Here is a 17,043-nt window from a genome sequence, read left to right on the forward strand (position 1 = left end):
GATCGTCCCGTCACGACCTACTCCCCCGCAGCAGACTTCAGCGCCATGCCGATCGCTTCATCGAACTTGACCTGCATCTTTGCCGCGACGCCGCGCGCGATATACATGCCAGGCTTCGGCGGCACGATCCACCCGTTCGACCATTCGCCCATCACGCGGAACGTCAGATAGGCCGATGACGTGGCCGAGCCCATAGCGTTCGTTTTCATGCGCACCATGCCGGCGTATGGGTCGGTCTTGTGGTGTGGCTTGAGCTTTGGCCCGAGCCCCGCCGGCAGCGCCCCGCCCCACTTGTACGTATTGCGCTTGATGAGCAACGGCTTGCCACCAACCGATGCACCCTGCTGATTTGGAACGAGCCTCTGGCCGGTGATGCGCGACTGCTTGAGCTGTACCGCGAACGCGTACACGTCGTCGGGCATGGCGGCCGCGTGCGCGTCGTTCCCTGGAGTGTTATGGCGGAACGGGATGATGAGGTAGCGCTGGCCGGCGTGCTTCCCTTTCTGGACAATGCGCACCTTCAGGGAAGTCTTGAGCGCGTTTTTCAGGTCGCGCGCGGGCTGCCCGGTTTCGATGAGTGCTGCGCGATCCCAATCCGACTCCACGATCGCCTCGAACTGGTTGACGCTGAACCAGTTGATCGAGTTGACATACGCGGCTTTGTCGCCCTGGTAGAGCGGCGCCTTCATTACCGCGTTCTTCCAGCTCTGTGACGTTGCTTCGGCAGTCGCCTGGACGGTTTCGGCGACGGCGCCGAGCAGCTGCAGCGCCTTCTGATCGAGCGCGGCAAGCACGCCCGATAGATCGACGCCGATCTTGTACTTCGCGGTCATGCGGGGATGCCCAGGTGCACGGCCAGTGCAGCGATGGCAAAGGATGAAGCAGCCGGAAGGAGCACGTCGAGCGCCTTGTACCTATCCCACTCCCACGGGAACCAGCCGCACGTCCACACATCGACGTGCGTGTCGCCGGCGCCCTGGCTGGAAATCTCGACCTCCAGCTTCTTCCGCGACCAGTACCACACGACGACCGATGCGGCGCCGTACCAGTGGCTGCTCGTCACGATGGTCATCGGGATCTGGATGAGCAATCCCTCGAAGCAGTGCGACAGGGAAGCATGCCAGCGCGCGCGCTTGATCCATTGCAGCAAGACGGCCACTACCCTCTCCCAAAGAGGTCGAACCGGCGCAGCACGACGTTGCGTGGCAGTTGTGCGCCGCCGAAGTGCGGCCGATCCCACGGCTGATCGTTGAAGCAGAAGAATTCCTGACGCCGGCGGCCGGAGAGCGAGTACGTTGCGCCGCTTGGCGGCATCCCACCAGGCCACGAAAGCGATCCGTCCGGGTTCACGACGGGTGGAGTCCCGAGAATCTCGCTCTTGCCGTCCGGACTCATCCACGCGACGCGATCGACAGACACGTACGGGATGGGCACGCTCGTGTTGACGCCTGCGATTATGTTGATCGAGAAAGCCTCAGACCGATTGAGCATTACCACGCGGTCGTACTGCCCGATGTTGTAGATCGCCGAATCGGACGGAATGGAGAGCACGATATCGCCCTGATTCCAAACGCCGAACTGAGCCCACTTCTGGTGAAGGTCGCGGCCGGCTACGCCCGTCTTGCACGGCACCGGCGCGTCCCAGGTATGCCCTTTTGCCCGGCATACCGGGCAGCTGGGTTTCGGCGAACCCGATGACGGGTTCACGCATGGACACGCGTAGCCGCGCGCCCACGTCACGAGCTGGCCGATCCGGTCGAGAAACTGGTTGAAGCTCGAGGGGTTGAGCTGCATTACGGCGTCTCGGAAACGAACCGATCCATTGCCGCGCGCATGCCGGCAGTCATCTCGTCATCGGCGATCGAGCTTTGCTTCTCGAGCGGCGTTTCGATCGGCTCGTAGCGGCCATGACCGAGATAGCGACACGTGCGGCCGAGGTGGAAAACGATATCGCCGGGAATGTGCGGTTCCATTTAGAAGGTTCCAAGGATAGGGCCGACGAGTCGCTCGCGCAGATCGGCAATCTCGCTGTCGATCGCCGCTCCGAACTTCGTCACGTCGGTAGATACGGACTGAGAAAGGCCATCGGCCGAGATGGATCCCGACTGTGGCTGGAAGGTGTCTTTCAAAATGCGCAGCGCAACGAGCTTCATCGCCATGTCCTGCACATCGGCGTAAAAGGGGTTCGACGGGTCAAGCCCCGCGACGTAGACGACGCGGATCATGTTCGGCACGGTTGAGCCGCTATTCATCGCCTGCATCGAGAAAATGTTCAGCGGAATATTCAAGCCACCCGGCCCCGGCACGAGGTTCACCAGGCCGATGCGCTTGTCTACCTGCATCCACGTTGTCGGAATGTCTACGACCTGGGCATTCAGCGACGGATAGATGAACTTGATCGACGCGACCGACTGAACCGGGCGGGATCGCAGCAGGAACGTGCCCCACTGCCACGTGCTGAAGAAGTCCGGCGTCATGTCATAGCCGGACTCGACCGCATACGGTGCGCCGTTGAGTGCAGCGATGGCATCAGCTGATGGATCCGCCCCGCCGAAGATCGTCGTCGGCTGCAGGTATATGCCGAGCTTGCGCGCGAGCTCGGATTCCGCCGCGAGGATCTTCTTCGTGAGAGTCGCTGCGTCAGGGATGACGGGGAGCGGGAAATTCGCCGCCATCATCGGCAGGCGATAGTTCTGCAGCTCGGCGATCGCGTCGGCGAGCACGAACAGCGCGGAATTGGTCGGAGTAGGCATGGAACCAGAATGCCGTCACGACATAAAAACGGCGGCCCGAAGGCCGCCGAACGGACGCACGCACTAAACGGGTCAGCCGCGCGCCTTGCGCGGGCCACGCGGGCGCTGCGCAGCCTCATCTGGCGCGCTCTCGGGCGCCGCCGTCTCGGCGCCCTCACCAGCGTTGCCGGGGGTGTCGGCGGCCGCGCTATCGGCGTCCGTATCGAAGATTGTGTAGCCGGCGATCGCGCCGAAGTGATCGATATGCGCCTGGCTCAGCTCGTCAACCGAAACCACGCCGTCGATGACGTGCTCGAACTTCACGCCATTGATGAGCAGAGACGCATTGGGAAGCGTGCAAAGGACTTTGATGGTCATGTCTGTCTCAGGTATGACTCAGGCCGGACGAGCCGGCCTGAGTCGTTGTTACACGCCGGGTTTCCCCGGCCCGCCACCCATTAGTTGAACGGGCGCCACTGCGCGCCGACTGGCACGATGTTCTTGATCATGACGTGCTGCTGGCGCTTCGCGATACGCAGGTAGCCGAACAGCAGCTGAGCCCACGGAATCACAGCCGCGTTCGTCGGGTACAGCGCGAACTTGGTCATCGGCAGCAGCTGACGCCAGTTGATCGCATCGGCGCCCGAGCGCATGTTCAGGATGTACGCCTTCGTCGTGCCCGGAATGTCCTGGTTCAGATCCGTGAACACCGTCGTTGCGCCGCCCGACGACGGGATGCGCTTCATCAGACGCAGATCCGACAGCTGGTTCGTGCCGTTCAGGCGGCCGCGATAGATCGCATAGCCGGTTTCCTGACCGCCGGCCGAGCGCGAGATCGTCAGCACTGCGTTGCCGCCGGCCACAACCGCAGCCTGAGCCGTGACAACCGCCTGCGACTCGCCGTTCGCGTTGAGGCCCGTGACAGCGTAGTAGTAGTTGCCCGCTTGGCCAGCCGTCCACTTGCTCGATGCACCGCCGGACGCGTTGACCGCGACCGCGACGCCTGCCGGTTGCAGCGCTGCGTTAGCCACGGCGTATGCCGGGTAGCGCAGTTCGAACGGCGTCAGCTGCTTCTCGTCGCGGATAAACACGTCCGGGCAGTTCTTGATCTCGCCCCACGACGTGCGCATGCCGACGACCGGTGCGCCGAGCTCGATACCGCCACCACCGACGCTCGTCAGGCTCACGCGGAATGCCGGATCCAGCGACGTGTTGAGGTCGGACTGCACCAGCTGCGAGCTGAAGAAGTGCGTCGGCGTACCGAAGTTGCCGAACCCGCTGATCGTCGCGGCTGCCTGGTCGATCAGGTCGATCTTGTTGACCTGGCCGCCGGCCGCGTCGATGACGTGATCGGACGAGTTCAGGCTGGCAATCTGCGCACCGATGCCGTCGAATTCGGTCGAGACGATGGTCGAATCGCCCTCGAACGACAGGTATTCGGCGTCCGTCAGCAGCTGCAGAGCACCGTTTTGCGCTTCGACCGCTTCCGCTTCCACGATGTTGTTCGTGATCGACTGCACGAACGAAACTTGGCGTTGGGTCATGAGGAACTTGACCATGCCCACGCGACGTGCGTAGTCGCCGGTCGCCTGGTTGATGTTGCCGAGTTCCGTATTGGTCGAGCCGCCGAGGAAACCGCCGACGCCCGACTGTTCCGTCCATTCGTCAACCGTCGCCGTTGCGTTCGACTTCGCCAGCTCGTTGAACAGCACGAAGTGCTTGTTCTCCTGGATGACGGTCTTCATCGTCTTGTCGAGCGACTGGATGCGCAGCGCAGCGCCGCCGGTCAGCGTCGAAACGTCGGTGCCGTAGCCCGCCGTCAGCGCTTTTTGCAGCGCTTCGGCGTCCCCCATCGCCATGTCGCCAGTGATGACGCGACCGCTGGCGAGTCCCTGCAAAAGTGCCGGGTTGATCATATTCCCTTCTCTCCCGAAGAATTAGGACAAAACTTTCGTACGGATATCTGCGGGAACTTCCTTCCCGGCAGCGATCGCGTGTTCAGCAATTGCAACGTCACGACCGACGATCTTTCCAGCGTCGAACGCTTGCATCGCCTTTGCCATGAAGTCCTCGCCGGTCACGCCGGCCGGTTCCGACTTCGTCAGCTGCGTTGCGGCAGGCTTTTCGGTCACGGTCAAGACGGACGACCGGCCACGGCCCTGCTTGCTCAGCGCATCGACCTTCTGCGACAGCGACTTGAGCAGCGAATCCTGCTTCTCGATGACTTCGCACGCCGTCGTGAGCGCCTTCGTCATTTCCTCGCGCTCGGTGTTCAAGCCATCGACATTGCCCCGCAACGCACCGACTTGCTCCACCAGCGACTTGACGAGCTCGGTGCCGTCGTGCGCCTCGATTTCCGAGCCGTCATCGAGCTGGATCGTGAACGACTTGCCCAGGAGCTCGTTGCCTTCACCTTCGCCTTCGCCGGCGCCCGAACCTGCAGCGTCGCCGGCACCATCACCAGCACCCGCGCCAGCGTCGCCGGAACCGGCGGCGCCATCGGCATTCGCCGTATCACCCGAAGCGGCCGCAGCGGCGGCAATCTTGTCGTCGTCAGCACCACCATCGGCGGGCGCCGACTTCTGGAGCGCCTCGAAACGATCCAACAGAGCTTTGAAACTCATTCCTTCTCCTTCAAGTTGTGTTTCAGGTCGCCCAAAAACCGCTCTGCGAATTCACCTGCCTCACTGGCTGACAATCCGAAACGCTTTTGAGCTTCACGGTAAATCTCGTCCGGGCGCGGCTTGACCTTGCCCTTGAGGATCGAGTCCGAAATGTGATCGCGCATATCCCAATAGGAGTGCAGCGCGCGATCGAGCGACTGCACCCGCAGAGCCGCACCGCCAGTGAGCGATGCGGAGTCCGTTCCATAGCCAGCCTCGAGCGCCTTCGCCAGATCGAACCCATCGGAGCCCCACGACTTCGTAAGGGCACCAAACGGAACGGTCGAGACGGTCGCGAGGTTCGGGTTGACGGGGGTGAGGCTCAGGCCGATGTTTGTCCAGCGAACGCGCTTGATGAGCACGCGCTTGCTCTTCGTCGCCGGGTCAATGCCAACTTCCTTCTCTTGAATGGCGCCGCCCACGGATGGGAACCAGCGTTTCGGCGGGTTCAGATCCACGAGGGACGACCAGAAGTTGTTTGCGCGCTCGGCGGCCGCGCCTGAGCCGGTGTAAATCTGCGCCTTGACGAACGTCGTGCCCTTGTCCGCGCGCACCTCGATCGGGCGCCCAATCTCGTACAGCTCGTAGTTGGGAATGCCCTGCTTCGCACCAATCTGCGTGTAGTGGTCGATATCGAGGTTGCCGAACTTCAGGTAGTAGGCAGCCGAATCGGCGAGCGCCTTCGCGAGCACTACCTCGCCCTGTTGATCCGTTGATTCATTCGATGCTTCGAGATACACGAAGCGATCGGCGCCCTCAGTTATGGGCGTCGCCTTCAGCATGTCGGAGATGCTGATGAATGCCGGAACGGCACTCAGAAGGGCTTGATCGTCTGCGCTTTGCATGACGGAAATTTGCCGTCACGACTTTTTTTCGGGTGCAAAAAAACCCGCACGAGGCGGGCTTTCGTTCGGTCTTGCTCAAACCGGATATCGGTTATCGGGATCGGCAGACACGCGCCGGTGCCGCTCGATCGCTCTTGCGAGGATGAAGATATCGCGCAGCTCATGCCACGTTCGCTTGGTCGCGTAGAACACACCTGCCGCAGCACCGACCGTAACGTCCACCGCCAGCCGATAGGGAAGCGCGAAAATCGTTACATGGATCCCGAGCACAAAGGCAAAGTAGCGGTAGAGGGTGTAATTGCTGGCGCGCTCTTGAAAGTGAGCGCGGCGACTGCCTTGTTTGGGTGGGAAATCGGCCGCGATGGAACCGAACCAGAAGAGCGCGAATGCAACCAGGAACGCGCCCCACCAGTAATGACCGGCGTCGAATTCCTGAACGGCGCGCAGAATGTTAATCAGCAGCAACGCAGCCCCTGACAAACCCATCACCCAATCGAAAATCCTTTTCATGCAAAAGCTCCTGCCGCGATCGCGGCCCAAAGTACCTTGCAAGCGAAATGAATCGCCTGATCGGTGTTCAACGAAATGCGCTTCTCACACTTGAGGAAGTCGGTCAGCGCATGGATGACGGCCTCCGCGAGCCCGAGGGCTACGGAGCCGGTGAAGAGCGCGACGAATCCGGCGTGGATCATCGCGTGCGCGCCGAGCGCGTGCGGCCAGAACAGCTTGCCGATCGGCGTATTGCGGTCTTTCGCGGTGGCGAGGAAGTCACCCTGCCACGGATAGTCGGCGATGACATGACCGACCACCAGCCAGAAGAGAAGCGGGAAGAACGTCAGGTGAAGTTGGATCATGGCTTCCGTCCTTGTTGTTCAGCGAGCGCGAGCTGGATAGCGCGCTCGATGTATGCCTCAGGAGCAACGCCGACCGTCTTGTCTTCGCCGAGGCTGTCCGCGCAGTCCTTCGCGATTGCGGCGATACGCTCGGGCGACAACGGCGGCCGGCCAAGCGGCGGCCTCCAATCCTCACCGCCCTTGTCCTCGAATCCGGCGCTCTTCAGCGCGCGCTCAGCGCGCACCACGCGCGCTTGAAGGAGTGCGGAGACATTCGCGCCGAGCGGCGGGAGCTCCGGCCGTGGATCGCTCGAGGGCCCGAACGCGTCCCGTGCGGCGTCGGCGCGTTTCAAGATGAGCTTGAGCGGCTCGCGAATCGAATTCCAGAACGAACAGAAACCTGCCTCGTGGGGCCGAAGATAGGATTTGCCCATGTACTTGTAGAAGTGCGATAGGAAATCGTTCGCCGAGTAGCCAGTGATCGCCTCCAGTGCGCGCATCTCCGCCTCGTCCAGCGTGAGCGCCGCCTCGACAGTGACAGTTGGTTGTTGCGAAAGTGATGCCATCAGTTCTCCACTGCGCGGCGCAGCTGGTCGCGCTGCGTGACAAGGGTTTGGTATTCGCCGTGCTTGGCGGGATCGGCGACGACGGCGCCGGCCGTCATCGCGGCGAGTTTCGCCTCGACCTGCGCGAGCTCGGCCTGTGCAGCGCGCTTTATCTGCGCGCCCTGCGTGTTCGCCTGCGCGATCTGGCGCGCGTTTTCGGTAGCCAGCGCTCGGACGGATTCGATATCGCTCACGCCATTTCCTGCGTCAGCGCGTTCAGGAATTTGTACGCGTTTGCGCCGCTGCCTTTGCGCGCTATGAGCACGAGCATGACTTCGGCCTTGTTCGCGTCGATGATCGCCACGTCGCCGTTCGCGCACTGGTGCACGTGCGGATTCGCGCCTTCCGGGCACCACTTCTGCAGGGTCGAATTGCGGTGCAGCTTCTCTCGCAGCAGGTAGCCTTCGAGAGCCCACAGTGGCTCGATCGCCTTTTCGCGCGCGTACTGGCGCCCCTTATCGGCGTCGAAGTTGGCGATATCCACGCACGATGACATGCCGACCTGCGTCCAGCCGTTTTTAAGCGTGAGCGTGCACAGCGTCGTGCGGCCATCGGCCAGCACTTCGTACGACTCGCAATCGATCTTTGCTTCGATGCCTTCTTGTGTGATGCGGTTATTGCTCATTCGATCCTCAGATAAGGGCGAGCTGCGGCGCTTCGTCGGCGGCTGGCTCAGGTTGCGGGAGTGTGACGATGGGATCGGCCGGCGCTTCGATGCCGAGCTTGAGCAGCTCGTGCTTGATGCGCGCATCCGCGATCGCTATGTGCGCGGCGTCGAGCTCGAAGCCGATGAAGTGGAAGCCTTCGCGCATGCAGGCCTTTCCTGTCGAGCCCGAGCCGGCGAATGGATCAAGCACGATGCCGCCTGGCGGCGTAACCAGGCGCGTCAGAAATTGCATGAGCTCGGTCGGCTTGACGGTCGGATGCGTGTTGCCTTTCAGCGCGCCGGCCGCCGCCGCGACTTCAACTTGCCGCAGCGTCGTGCCTTTCTTGAATTGCGGGCCTGGACGGTCGAGGCCTTCGTGCCGATCGGTCGGCGAGGCTTTCGCGCAGAAGAAGAACCGGGCGGCGGACTTGTCATCCTCGACGCGCGCTTTATGCGCGCGCGGGGGAGCTATGTCACCAAACCGGCCAGATGATGGGCGATCGCGGCCAGTCTCATTCAGATCGCCCTGCTGACCCTTCGCATCGGGGAACATCGCAAGCACTTCCGGCGATCCGTCGTGCAGCACGTTCGCCGGCCAGCGGCCGAGCTCGGACGGCACGTATTCACCCACGCGCGCCCGGTCAGAGTTGTCCGAGTTGTAGCGCCCACCTCGAACGTCCGGGTTGACGGTCGGCGCCGGCGGGGTGCCAGCCGATACGCGGCAGCCGTCGATATTGAGGGCGCCCGTCCCATAAATGGCTACGTTGTTGGCAACAGAGCCCTTGAACGGTTTGCGCGCGACGCAGATCGGCTCAGTAGCAGGCTTGAGCGCCGTGCCCCACCCCTCCCATTCACCATCGAGATTGCGCGACTTCGGCATGCCCTGCGCGTAGTGCCACGGCGTCATGTCGCGGATCTCGAATCCGGCGTCTTCGATCGCGGTCGCCATCCGGTGATACGTGCGCGTGCCAGAGAACGCGAGCAGATGCCCGCCGGGCTTGAGCACGCGCAGGCATTCGGCCCACATCGCCACGTCGTAGGCGATACCAGATTTATCCCAAGCTTTACCCATGAAGCCCAGTTCGTACGGTGGATCAGTCACGATGCTATCCACCGACGAGTCGGGCACATAGCCAAGACCAGTGCGGCAATCGCCGTGATACAGAAAGTAGTTATCACTCTTCATGGGGCGTCATTTTTCCATCGACGGTACCCACAAGGCAAGGAAATTAGTTTATCCTTCGGGTAAATTCACCGGGGCGGTAAATAAACCTAGGGAGCGTCAAATGTCAGAGTGCGAAAAGGATCAAGCCACGCGGATGAATTGGCTGCGGTCGCTGAAACCCGGTGATTGGGCTGCGCTGCCGGAGCAATCTGGCTGGAGCAGGCAAACGACGTATGCCCTGCTCGAAGTGCAGCGCGTCACCGCAACGCTGGTGATCTGCGTGGCCCCTGGAAGCGGTAAAGAGCGTCGCTTCGATCGCAGGGCCGGGTATGAGAAAGGCGCATCGTCGCGCTCGGCGCGGCTTACGCCTGTAACCGTCGAGGTCACCGAGGCGAATGAGTTGGCCGAGCTGCGTCGGTGGTTCGGGTCACTGGAGCGCACGTACCCGGCCGGAAAAATTGACCTCCCCAAGCTGCGCGCTCTCAAAGAGGCCTTCACCAGAATCATGTCGCAGAAGGCGGATGACCAGTGAGCGCTATGCACCCGAATCGAACCGTCATCCTGGCGCTGCTTGAGCGGCATGGTGCATTGACGAACCTGGAGCTGCAGACCCACTCCGGGCTGAAGGAGCGAACCGTTCGCGATCATTTGCACGGTCTGCGAGACGCCAAGCTTTCCTACGTATCGGACTGGAACCCGCCGGACGGCCCCGGTCGCCACACGCCGGTGTGGTCTGCCGGCGACAAGAAAAGCAAGCCGATGCCACGCCTGAACCGTGTTGCCTCGTGCGCGCGGTACCGAGACAAGATGCGAACCATCATCAACGCGAAGGCTCGCGTCACCCCTTTGAACCCTTACCTACAACTCATGCAGCAATGAGCGAATTGATCCCCATTCCGCAGGCCGGCGCAGAGTACCTGCATCGCAACGGCAACACGTACACCGTACTACTCGTGACGAGTGAGCCGGACGACGGCGAGCGCGCCGAGAAATTCCCGCGTACGGTCGTCTACCGCGCGCCGGACGGCCGCGTCTGGTCACGCTCGCTCGAGCGTTTCCGAACGAGCATGGCGCTGACGAAGGCGGCGCCGACGTTTTACGGCAAGTCCACGCCGGCCGACATGCTGCAGTTCCTTTCGGACAGGCTGATCCATTTCTACGGCGAGAACGCGAATCTCGATTATCACCACGCCGCGCGTGCGCACGCACTCGCGATTCGCGGCGTGCCGGCGGACGAGGTAGTGGATGCCGAATTCATCGCGCCCGGTACGGAGCGCGACGGCGCGCTGTTCCGCTTCTGGATCCAGATGGCCGCCGAGAAGCCGGCCACCGTTGCGAAAGCGCTGGCGAATTGCGTGACCGCGCACGACTACCGGGATTCCCTCAGCCGCCTGATGCTCACCCGACCGGCGGCGAAAGCCTGACTGCCATGCCCGCGACTGATCGTGAGCCAGGCGCACACCGGAGGGTGTACGCCAAGGGCTTTTATGACGGACTGAAAGCAGCAGATAAAGAGATGACACCAGCCAAATTCAAGATCGCGCTCGAAGGCCAAACGGCGATCGCACGCAAAATATTCGAGGGGGTTCCAATCCGGGAGGCATGGAGCGCGAACAAGATCGTCACCGAGATGTCGCGCATGGGAAGCAGCACGCGCGTCGATTTTCGCACTGCGCAAGGCTGCCTCGACAGCCTGAAGGACGCGGGGTTGATCAAGGAACCCGAACGGGGCGCTTTCCAGCGAGTAACGCCGCGCGAGCGCGAAACCATCTCACTCCCCGCCGGCGAGCAAAGTCTGCCCCCTGTCGAGCCGGTGGCGCCGGCCGCCATCCAGACCACTGCCGATGAGAGCACCCCTATCTCGATCCTGGGTGGCATCGCGTCGGCGCTCCGCGAGCAGGCCGCCGAGCTGATCCAGATCGCCGACAGGATCGACACGGCTGCGCTCGGCATCGAAGAGCGCGTCGAGCACTCCGAGCGGCGCCTCTCGAAATTCCGCGAGCTGAGTGCTCTGCTGAAGGAAAATTTCTGACCAATGGAGGCGCACGTTGAACCCACTGACCGCTTACTGGCTTCTCGTGCTCGCCCTGGCGAACGCGTGGATGCCACCACCGCCGAAGGAGCCGAATTGAACGAAACCAATCGCGAGCCTGCGGAGACTGAGCGCCGGGTCGCCGTCGTTGCGACGCCCCATATCAGCCGGCGCTACCGCCTCGGCTTGCCGTCGTCACGCATTCTCCTGCTCGGAGAAGCACTGACCGCGATCGGCTCGCCTATTCCGCTGGATGCCCTGCACCGGCTCAACCAAGACGCCGATCGCAACTGGCGCCCTACCGTGACAGATGACGACAAGCACCGATTGGCGGCCGCTGAGGCGAAGCGCGCGCGCAAGGCAGCGAGGCTCATGGGTCAACTGCGATGAGCCGAGCCAATTTTCGCGTTCTCGTGCGGAATTTGCGGCTGATGGAGCCGCAGAAGCGGCTCGCGGCCATTGGCGAACAGGCGATCGTCACGCAAGCCGCTGTAGCTGCCATGCGCCGCGCTCAGGCCGCGCACCGCAAGCGCCTGAACGAGTTCTACAGCGACCACAACGGTAGCTACGAGGGCGATCCGCACCAGTCGGACGACGAGCAGCTCATCGCCCTCTACAACACGCGCAACGAAGCGAGCGCAACGGCACGTCGCGAGCGCGCGCGACTGCGTGCCGCGATCAATCACCACCTGAAGGAGCTCCAACAATGAACGTAATCATCGACGGCGTGCGCTATATCCCCGCGCCGGCCCCGTGCGAAAACCCCGAGCTGCTGGACTTTGTTTTCCATTGCACGGATCTGGAGCGCGAGGTGAGCATTCGCGAGTACCTGGGCGAGCTGCTGAAAGCGTTGTGGGACGAGGGCGAAGGATTCAGCAGCAAGAGCCCATTCGGTAACAGCGGATGGGAATACAGCCTGTATGGCGCGCTCATCAAGGCCGGTGCGGTTGAAGGGAGGCTGGACGAGTACAACGGCCGCTTCTGCGTTGACCACATTAGCGGTACGGAACAGGGCAAGGCGAATCAGATCGTGTTCAGCCTGATCGCGAAAATGTGCGGGCTGCCGTCGTGAGCTATCCCACCTACCCGGACGGCATAACCGTCGAGGAAGCCGTTGAGCGCCTCGCTGCGATCGCGGAGCGCTCGCATCGCACGCAGCGCCTGTGCGTCGCGTATGACCCAGGACACGCGACGATGGGCGGCACGCCGTCGAAGCTCGTGCGCGCGATCTATCCGGGGTTCGATTGGGACGCGTCGAAGGTGTTCATCGACCTCGGCGAGAGGCTGAAGGCGCCGGATGACGAACAGGCGCGCTACCGGCAGCACATGAGCCGCGTGCAGCACACGATCGGCTTCATCGGTATCGCATTGCGATCGAGCCTCACACCGGAAGGCAAGCTGAAGGCGATCCAAGGTCACTACGACGCCTGCGTGAAGCCGGCCAAGGCCCCAACCAAGGCGTAACCCTCGCGCGGCGCAGTCTTGCGCCGCCACCCCGTGAACCTCGGGTAAAATATTTACCCCGTAGATACACTTTTCTCTTGCCATTGAGGCGTTAGGCGCCTAAGATTGGCTCCGCTCTAAACCACCGCGAGAACAACATGAAGGCGATCTACATGGCGGCGCTCGACTGCCCGCACATCATCGAGCACGGCACCATCACCCTGTACTTTGACCCGAATCAACCGGGTCACAACGCACTCAACCAGCTGTCCCTGCGCCTCACGGCCGCCATCGCCGCGCACATGACCGCAGAAGGTAAAGCGCCGGAAGGCTGCGTGATCGTTCCGATCGAACCGACGAAGGCAGGCCTCGATCGGGGCGAACACGTCGCATCCGAGCACCTCAACGACAACGCGCCGATCGGCCAGGCCCGCTACCGCGCGCCGGCACAAGCCATCTACCAGGCAATGATCGAAGAAATGGGAGCGAAGGCATGACCACCGAAAAGAGCCTCGCTGATGCGCTAACGATCGTTGAAACCGAACGCGACGGGGACTGGTACGAGTTTGCTGTCAACGGCCACGGCGGCCTGATTCGGGTCGTCGCTCGAATGGAGGATGACGACCACGATTATCCGCTCGGAAAGCGTGTCCGCGACTTTCTGCTCGCCGCATCCCCTGTCGAGCAGCACGAAGCAGCGCCGGCCGACGAGCGCATCGAGCAGCTTGAAGCCTCGGTGAAGCGGTATCAAAACATGGTCGACGTGCTGAAGCAGCGACTGCACGATGCCGTGCAGCCCGAACCGCCAGTGGCTGACGAGCGGGCGGCGACGCCGCGAATTCAGCGCGATACCGACACGCGAATCGGCTTGCTGTTCGCATCCAAGGAATCGGCCGATCAGTGGCAGGCCCGCGCCTCATCGCCCAATGCGGCGGGGGCGCAGATCGGCTGGGCGTGGATCTCGCCGACCGGCCATGTCTCACGCTTCACGGTCGAGTTCGATGGGAAACACGATCAGCTCGTCGCCGGCTGGCAAGTTCGACCGGTAGCGTTCTGCGACGGAGCCAATGCGGCGGGGGCGGAAGGGACTGCCGACCTGAACGAGCGCGCGACGCTCGCGGCCGGACAGTGGGCGAACTCGAACACGCCGATCAAAGAAGCGCTCGCATATCGCGACGGCTTTATCGCTGGCGCGATCGCCCCCGCGCAGGCGGCGGAACCGGTGGCGTGGGACTTCCGCATGATCTCCGGCGATGTAACGGCAGACTGGCACCGCTGCGCATCGAAGGCGCATGCCGATGAATTGCGGAAGCCGGATTACGCGGGCGCCATCGAAGTGCGCGATCTGTTCGCCGGCCCGCAGCCGGTGGCGATCCCGGCCGGCTATGCGCTCGTACCGTTGGTGCCGACCGACGAAATGCTCAATGCAACCGATCTAACCCATCACCTCGCCGAACCGGCCTACACCGCTATGGTCGCAGCCGCCGCACCCCCTCTCGCTCCGGCATCCGCTCCTGTCAGCCTGACGAACGTGCAGCAAGCACCGGCTCCGTCCATCGAATACAGCTATGCCAGCTGCCCCGACGCGGAGCGCTGGAGTGGTCCGTTCGACTCGATCCCTGCCGCCATCGCCGAAGCCCTGAGCAACAACAGTCACGGTCAGGTGGTCTACGTCGGCGAGAACGCGCCCGTCGAAATCAATCACGCCTCGCTGGCGGAGGAAGTCGTTGAGCGTATTGAGGAACAGGTCTACGAACAGGTCGGGGAGCTCGCCGATACGGTTGGCCCGTTTGACGAATCGGAGATGAAACCGCTCACCGACTCGATCAAGCAGTGGGTCGAACAGACCGCCGACATTACCTGCTGGCGAGTCGAGAAGGTCAAGGGATACGGCCCCGGCGCGCTGGAGTATGAGGCTGCCCTCGACCTTCTCGAAGGAGCCAAGCAATGAGCCATCCCGAATTCATCGTGATCCGCGTCAAGCGGCCCGAAGATTACGACGACGTACACGCGGAACTGGTCGCCGAGGACTTCCTGGCCACGCATGACGGCGGGTGCTGGCAATACGAAGTCGCTGATAGCGCAGAAGCGAGCTGGATCAGCGTCACGATTCAGCGGCCATGTGATGCAGGAATCGCTCCGGATGACGACGTGCTTGCCTGGAACAACGATCCCGGCTTTCCCACGATCGTTGAGGCCAGCTTCGTCAGTGCCGGATTCCCCGAATACACGCACTGGCAGCCGAAGCCCGCAGGGCCGGCTGATGCAGTCCGCACTGGAGAGAACCAATGAGCGGCGAATTCAAGGCTCGAATCGGGCGGGACGTGCCGAAGCAAGGTGAGATTCGCGTCGTATTTTCGATGCGCACGGCGCGCGGAAACCTTCTTGAGCTGGATGGTGTGGTCGATGAGGACGTTGCCCTGAAGGCCTGGAACGACTTGTACGCGAATCAGGCGAAGCGCCGCCAGGACGGCCGCCAATGCTGACCGACGTTGAAGTGTTCGCGATTCGCGCAGTCGGCCTGCCCGCGCATGTCCGCGCGCGGCTCTACCCGGAGCTCGATGCTCAACCTGCCAAGCAAGCATGCGGAAAGTGCGGCGCGACCGTATCGGCCGGCGCGTATTGCAAGGGATTTGACTGCCCGCTCAACCCCACACAGGCATAAGGAAGCCAATGAGCAAGTACGAACAACTCGATGCGCTGATTCTCGCGAGCATCGGCGACGATCCGAAGCGATTCATCGAAATCGAATGCGGCGCCGTGCGCGCGGAGAGCCAGCGAATCGCACTGGAAGAAGCCACGCCGCGCACGCGCGGCTCCGTAGTCGCATGGCGGATTGTCGATCGCCGGCTTCAGGCGCTGCGCGTAGGCGGAAAGATCAAGGCAACGCCGAAAGGTTGGGTGCGCGTGAGCATGGCGGAAGTCAGCGATGGCGACATGCGCAAGCTGCAGCACATGCTCGGCGCCGTACCTGGGCACTACCCCAAAGCGAAATGGGGGTGGCGCAACTACTACGCGACGAGCGGTGGCGAAGCGACCGAGGCGATGAAGCGCATGGAGGCGCTCGGCCTGGTACGGCTCGGCTACACCAGCGAAGGCGGCATGGCCTATTACAGCGCCACTGAGGCCGGCTGCCGCGCTGCTGGCCTTACGACGGCGAAGCAAATCAAGCGCGCGCTGGAGGATTGAGTGATGACCGACACGGAAATTGCGCTCGCGCCCTGCCCGTTCGATGGCGGGAAAGCCCGCCTCACCGAAAAGCGGCGAGGCAACTATCGGCGCGTGGGCAGCTACTTTCAGGGGATCTGCGGCAAGTGCCGCGCGCGTGGCCCGCTGATTCAAGACTCGCCGCAAAAGGCGGCCGAGGCGTGGAACACACGCGCAGCGTCCGCGCAAATGAGTGCCGGTATCGTCCTGCCGCCCGTTCACGGCACGAGTAATGCCGCCGTCGTCATTCAGCCGACGCCGGCGGCGCAGTGCGAGTGCCGCACATGCCTGATGGGAAAGACTGTCGATTCCGGAATGGGCTTCGAAATACCCGTCGCGATGACGCGGATGATCGTCTGCGCGCGCTGCGGCAACAAGCGCTGCCCGCACGCGAACGACCACCGCAACACCTGCACCAACTCCAACGAGCCCGGACAACCCGGCTCCGCCTACCAGTGAGGACTGTATGACCGAAGCAACGAAGATGACCGCCGAGCAGAAGCTCAAATGGATGATTCTGGCGCAGCACGCCGAGTGGAAAAAAACGACGCTGCCGGAAGTGACGGCCGAGAACGTCGATGAGCTCTACGAGCAAACCGAAGGAGACGACAACGCGCTGCAGGACGCGCGCGAACAAGTGCGCGGCACCGGCGAACAGACGGGGCTGCCGTGCGACTGGTCGCGACACTACGAGTCGGACGCGGTGGCAGCGCAAGCGCCCGATGGATCGTGGGTCGGCTGGACGTACTGGTACGGTGGTGGCAAGCACGCTGAGCCGGCGGCGATCAACTGGATCGAGCACGCCTACGACCTGAACGTGACCGAAGAGCCCAAGACGATCATCCACCGCACCTTCACGAAGGTCGAGTAAC

General features: G+C 62.7%; 31 protein-coding genes. 16 read left to right on the forward strand and 15 right to left on the reverse strand.

Annotated elements, in window-relative coordinates; all coding sequences use genetic code 11:
- Nucleotides 1-17: 17 nt before the first annotated feature.
- The 15 genes from G3N61_RS07745 to G3N61_RS07815 form a co-directional block, all read right to left on the reverse strand.
- Nucleotides 18-833, reverse strand: a complete 816-nt coding sequence (locus tag G3N61_RS07745) for a hypothetical protein (protein ID WP_205822055.1) — start codon at nucleotides 831-833, stop codon at nucleotides 18-20.
- Nucleotides 830-1,159: a hypothetical protein gene (locus G3N61_RS07750; RefSeq protein ID WP_205822056.1), complete on the reverse strand. Its 330-nt coding sequence runs from the start codon at nucleotides 1,157-1,159 to the stop codon at nucleotides 830-832. The genes G3N61_RS07745 and G3N61_RS07750 overlap by 4 nt, the downstream gene beginning before the upstream one ends.
- Nucleotides 1,159-1,794 (reverse strand): hypothetical protein, encoded by a 636-nt coding sequence (locus G3N61_RS07755; protein WP_205822057.1) that lies wholly within the window; start codon nucleotides 1,792-1,794, stop codon nucleotides 1,159-1,161. The genes G3N61_RS07750 and G3N61_RS07755 overlap by 1 nt, the downstream gene beginning before the upstream one ends.
- Nucleotides 1,794-1,973 (reverse strand): hypothetical protein, encoded by a 180-nt coding sequence (locus G3N61_RS07760; protein ID WP_205822058.1) that lies wholly within the window; start codon nucleotides 1,971-1,973, stop codon nucleotides 1,794-1,796. The genes G3N61_RS07755 and G3N61_RS07760 overlap by 1 nt, the downstream gene beginning before the upstream one ends.
- The gene (locus tag G3N61_RS07765; RefSeq protein WP_205822059.1) at nucleotides 1,974-2,753 is read right to left on the reverse strand and encodes a hypothetical protein; all 780 of its coding nucleotides are present in this window, start codon (nucleotides 2,751-2,753) and stop codon (nucleotides 1,974-1,976) included.
- Nucleotides 2,754-2,825: 72 nt separating this feature from the next.
- Nucleotides 2,826-3,110: a hypothetical protein gene (locus tag G3N61_RS07770; protein WP_205822060.1), complete on the reverse strand. Its 285-nt coding sequence runs from the start codon at nucleotides 3,108-3,110 to the stop codon at nucleotides 2,826-2,828.
- Between the two features lie 80 nt (nucleotides 3,111-3,190).
- Complete coding sequence (locus tag G3N61_RS07775; protein WP_205822061.1) at nucleotides 3,191-4,585, reverse strand: hypothetical protein; 1,395 nt, start codon at nucleotides 4,583-4,585, stop codon at nucleotides 3,191-3,193.
- An 84-nt stretch (nucleotides 4,586-4,669) separates the two neighbouring features.
- Nucleotides 4,670-5,356 (reverse strand): hypothetical protein, encoded by a 687-nt coding sequence (locus tag G3N61_RS07780; protein WP_205822062.1) that lies wholly within the window; start codon nucleotides 5,354-5,356, stop codon nucleotides 4,670-4,672.
- Nucleotides 5,353-6,240 (reverse strand): hypothetical protein, encoded by an 888-nt coding sequence (locus G3N61_RS07785; RefSeq protein ID WP_205822063.1) that lies wholly within the window; start codon nucleotides 6,238-6,240, stop codon nucleotides 5,353-5,355. The genes G3N61_RS07780 and G3N61_RS07785 overlap by 4 nt, the downstream gene beginning before the upstream one ends.
- A 75-nt stretch (nucleotides 6,241-6,315) precedes the next feature.
- On the reverse strand, nucleotides 6,316-6,750 hold the full coding sequence (locus tag G3N61_RS07790) for a hypothetical protein (RefSeq protein ID WP_205822064.1): 435 nt from the start codon (nucleotides 6,748-6,750) through the stop codon (nucleotides 6,316-6,318).
- Nucleotides 6,747-7,094 (reverse strand): DUF3307 domain-containing protein, encoded by a 348-nt coding sequence (locus G3N61_RS07795; RefSeq protein WP_205822065.1) that lies wholly within the window; start codon nucleotides 7,092-7,094, stop codon nucleotides 6,747-6,749. Before G3N61_RS07795 ends, G3N61_RS07790 begins: the two co-directional genes overlap by 4 nt.
- Nucleotides 7,091-7,639 (reverse strand): hypothetical protein, encoded by a 549-nt coding sequence (locus tag G3N61_RS07800; protein WP_205822066.1) that lies wholly within the window; start codon nucleotides 7,637-7,639, stop codon nucleotides 7,091-7,093. Before G3N61_RS07800 ends, G3N61_RS07795 begins: the two co-directional genes overlap by 4 nt.
- A complete protein-coding gene (locus G3N61_RS07805; RefSeq protein WP_205822067.1) occupies nucleotides 7,639-7,872 on the reverse strand; it encodes a hypothetical protein in 234 nt (77 codons plus the stop codon). The genes G3N61_RS07800 and G3N61_RS07805 overlap by 1 nt, the downstream gene beginning before the upstream one ends.
- The gene (locus tag G3N61_RS07810) at nucleotides 7,869-8,303 is read right to left on the reverse strand and encodes a Gp49 family protein (RefSeq protein WP_205822068.1); all 435 of its coding nucleotides are present in this window, start codon (nucleotides 8,301-8,303) and stop codon (nucleotides 7,869-7,871) included. The genes G3N61_RS07805 and G3N61_RS07810 overlap by 4 nt, the downstream gene beginning before the upstream one ends.
- A 7-nt stretch (nucleotides 8,304-8,310) precedes the next feature.
- Nucleotides 8,311-9,510, reverse strand: coding sequence for a site-specific DNA-methyltransferase (locus G3N61_RS07815; RefSeq protein ID WP_205822069.1), 1,200 nt, complete (start codon nucleotides 9,508-9,510; stop codon nucleotides 8,311-8,313).
- A gap of 100 nt (nucleotides 9,511-9,610) precedes the next feature.
- Here G3N61_RS07815 and G3N61_RS07820 point away from each other — a divergent pair, with 100 nt between their 5' ends.
- The 16 genes from G3N61_RS07820 to G3N61_RS07895 all read left to right on the forward strand — a co-directional run bounded on the left by G3N61_RS07820 (nucleotide 9,611) and on the right by G3N61_RS07895 (nucleotide 17,042).
- Nucleotides 9,611-10,021, forward strand: a complete 411-nt coding sequence (locus tag G3N61_RS07820; protein WP_205822070.1) for a hypothetical protein — start codon at nucleotides 9,611-9,613, stop codon at nucleotides 10,019-10,021.
- Between the two features lie 5 nt (nucleotides 10,022-10,026).
- Nucleotides 10,027-10,368 carry a helix-turn-helix transcriptional regulator gene (locus tag G3N61_RS07825; RefSeq protein WP_205822071.1) on the forward strand — a complete coding sequence of 114 codons (342 nt, stop codon included), beginning with the start codon at nucleotides 10,027-10,029 and terminating at the stop codon, nucleotides 10,366-10,368.
- Entirely contained in the window at nucleotides 10,365-10,913 is a 549-nt protein-coding gene (locus G3N61_RS07830) for a hypothetical protein (protein WP_205822072.1), read from the forward strand. The genes G3N61_RS07825 and G3N61_RS07830 overlap by 4 nt, the downstream gene beginning before the upstream one ends.
- A gap of 44 nt (nucleotides 10,914-10,957) precedes the next feature.
- On the forward strand, nucleotides 10,958-11,521 hold the full coding sequence (locus tag G3N61_RS07835) for a hypothetical protein (protein WP_205822073.1): 564 nt from the start codon (nucleotides 10,958-10,960) through the stop codon (nucleotides 11,519-11,521).
- A 66-nt stretch (nucleotides 11,522-11,587) separates the two neighbouring features.
- Nucleotides 11,588-11,911 carry a hypothetical protein gene (locus G3N61_RS07840; RefSeq protein WP_205822074.1) on the forward strand — a complete coding sequence of 108 codons (324 nt, stop codon included), beginning with the start codon at nucleotides 11,588-11,590 and terminating at the stop codon, nucleotides 11,909-11,911.
- 41 nt (nucleotides 11,912-11,952) lie between these two features.
- A complete protein-coding gene (locus G3N61_RS07845; protein ID WP_205822075.1) occupies nucleotides 11,953-12,231 on the forward strand; it encodes a hypothetical protein in 279 nt (92 codons plus the stop codon).
- On the forward strand, nucleotides 12,228-12,593 hold the full coding sequence (locus G3N61_RS07850; protein WP_205822076.1) for a hypothetical protein: 366 nt from the start codon (nucleotides 12,228-12,230) through the stop codon (nucleotides 12,591-12,593). Before G3N61_RS07845 ends, G3N61_RS07850 begins: the two co-directional genes overlap by 4 nt.
- Nucleotides 12,590-12,985, forward strand: a complete 396-nt coding sequence (locus G3N61_RS07855; protein ID WP_205822077.1) for a hypothetical protein — start codon at nucleotides 12,590-12,592, stop codon at nucleotides 12,983-12,985. Before G3N61_RS07850 ends, G3N61_RS07855 begins: the two co-directional genes overlap by 4 nt.
- 137 nt (nucleotides 12,986-13,122) lie before the next feature.
- Nucleotides 13,123-13,461 (forward strand): hypothetical protein, encoded by a 339-nt coding sequence (locus G3N61_RS07860; RefSeq protein ID WP_205822078.1) that lies wholly within the window; start codon nucleotides 13,123-13,125, stop codon nucleotides 13,459-13,461.
- Nucleotides 13,458-14,915 (forward strand): hypothetical protein, encoded by a 1,458-nt coding sequence (locus tag G3N61_RS39450; protein WP_241017632.1) that lies wholly within the window; start codon nucleotides 13,458-13,460, stop codon nucleotides 14,913-14,915. Before G3N61_RS07860 ends, G3N61_RS39450 begins: the two co-directional genes overlap by 4 nt.
- Nucleotides 14,912-15,256 carry a hypothetical protein gene (locus G3N61_RS07870; RefSeq protein WP_205822079.1) on the forward strand — a complete coding sequence of 115 codons (345 nt, stop codon included), beginning with the start codon at nucleotides 14,912-14,914 and terminating at the stop codon, nucleotides 15,254-15,256. The genes G3N61_RS39450 and G3N61_RS07870 overlap by 4 nt, the downstream gene beginning before the upstream one ends.
- Nucleotides 15,253-15,450, forward strand: a complete 198-nt coding sequence (locus G3N61_RS07875) for a hypothetical protein (RefSeq protein ID WP_205822080.1) — start codon at nucleotides 15,253-15,255, stop codon at nucleotides 15,448-15,450. Before G3N61_RS07870 ends, G3N61_RS07875 begins: the two co-directional genes overlap by 4 nt.
- A complete protein-coding gene (locus tag G3N61_RS07880) occupies nucleotides 15,444-15,629 on the forward strand; it encodes a hypothetical protein (RefSeq protein ID WP_205822081.1) in 186 nt (61 codons plus the stop codon). Before G3N61_RS07875 ends, G3N61_RS07880 begins: the two co-directional genes overlap by 7 nt.
- Before the next feature lie 8 nt (nucleotides 15,630-15,637).
- A complete protein-coding gene (locus tag G3N61_RS07885) occupies nucleotides 15,638-16,153 on the forward strand; it encodes a hypothetical protein (protein ID WP_205822082.1) in 516 nt (171 codons plus the stop codon).
- 3 nt (nucleotides 16,154-16,156) lie between these two features.
- A complete protein-coding gene (locus G3N61_RS07890) occupies nucleotides 16,157-16,630 on the forward strand; it encodes a Lar family restriction alleviation protein (protein WP_205822083.1) in 474 nt (157 codons plus the stop codon).
- 7 nt (nucleotides 16,631-16,637) lie between these two features.
- Nucleotides 16,638-17,042: a hypothetical protein gene (locus tag G3N61_RS07895; RefSeq protein ID WP_241017633.1), complete on the forward strand. Its 405-nt coding sequence runs from the start codon at nucleotides 16,638-16,640 to the stop codon at nucleotides 17,040-17,042.
- Nucleotide 17,043 lies beyond the last annotated feature (1 nt).

It is taken from the genome of Burkholderia sp. Ac-20349, assembly GCF_017104865.1.
GTDB classification, from domain to species: Bacteria; Pseudomonadota; Gammaproteobacteria; order Burkholderiales; family Burkholderiaceae; genus Burkholderia; species Burkholderia aenigmatica.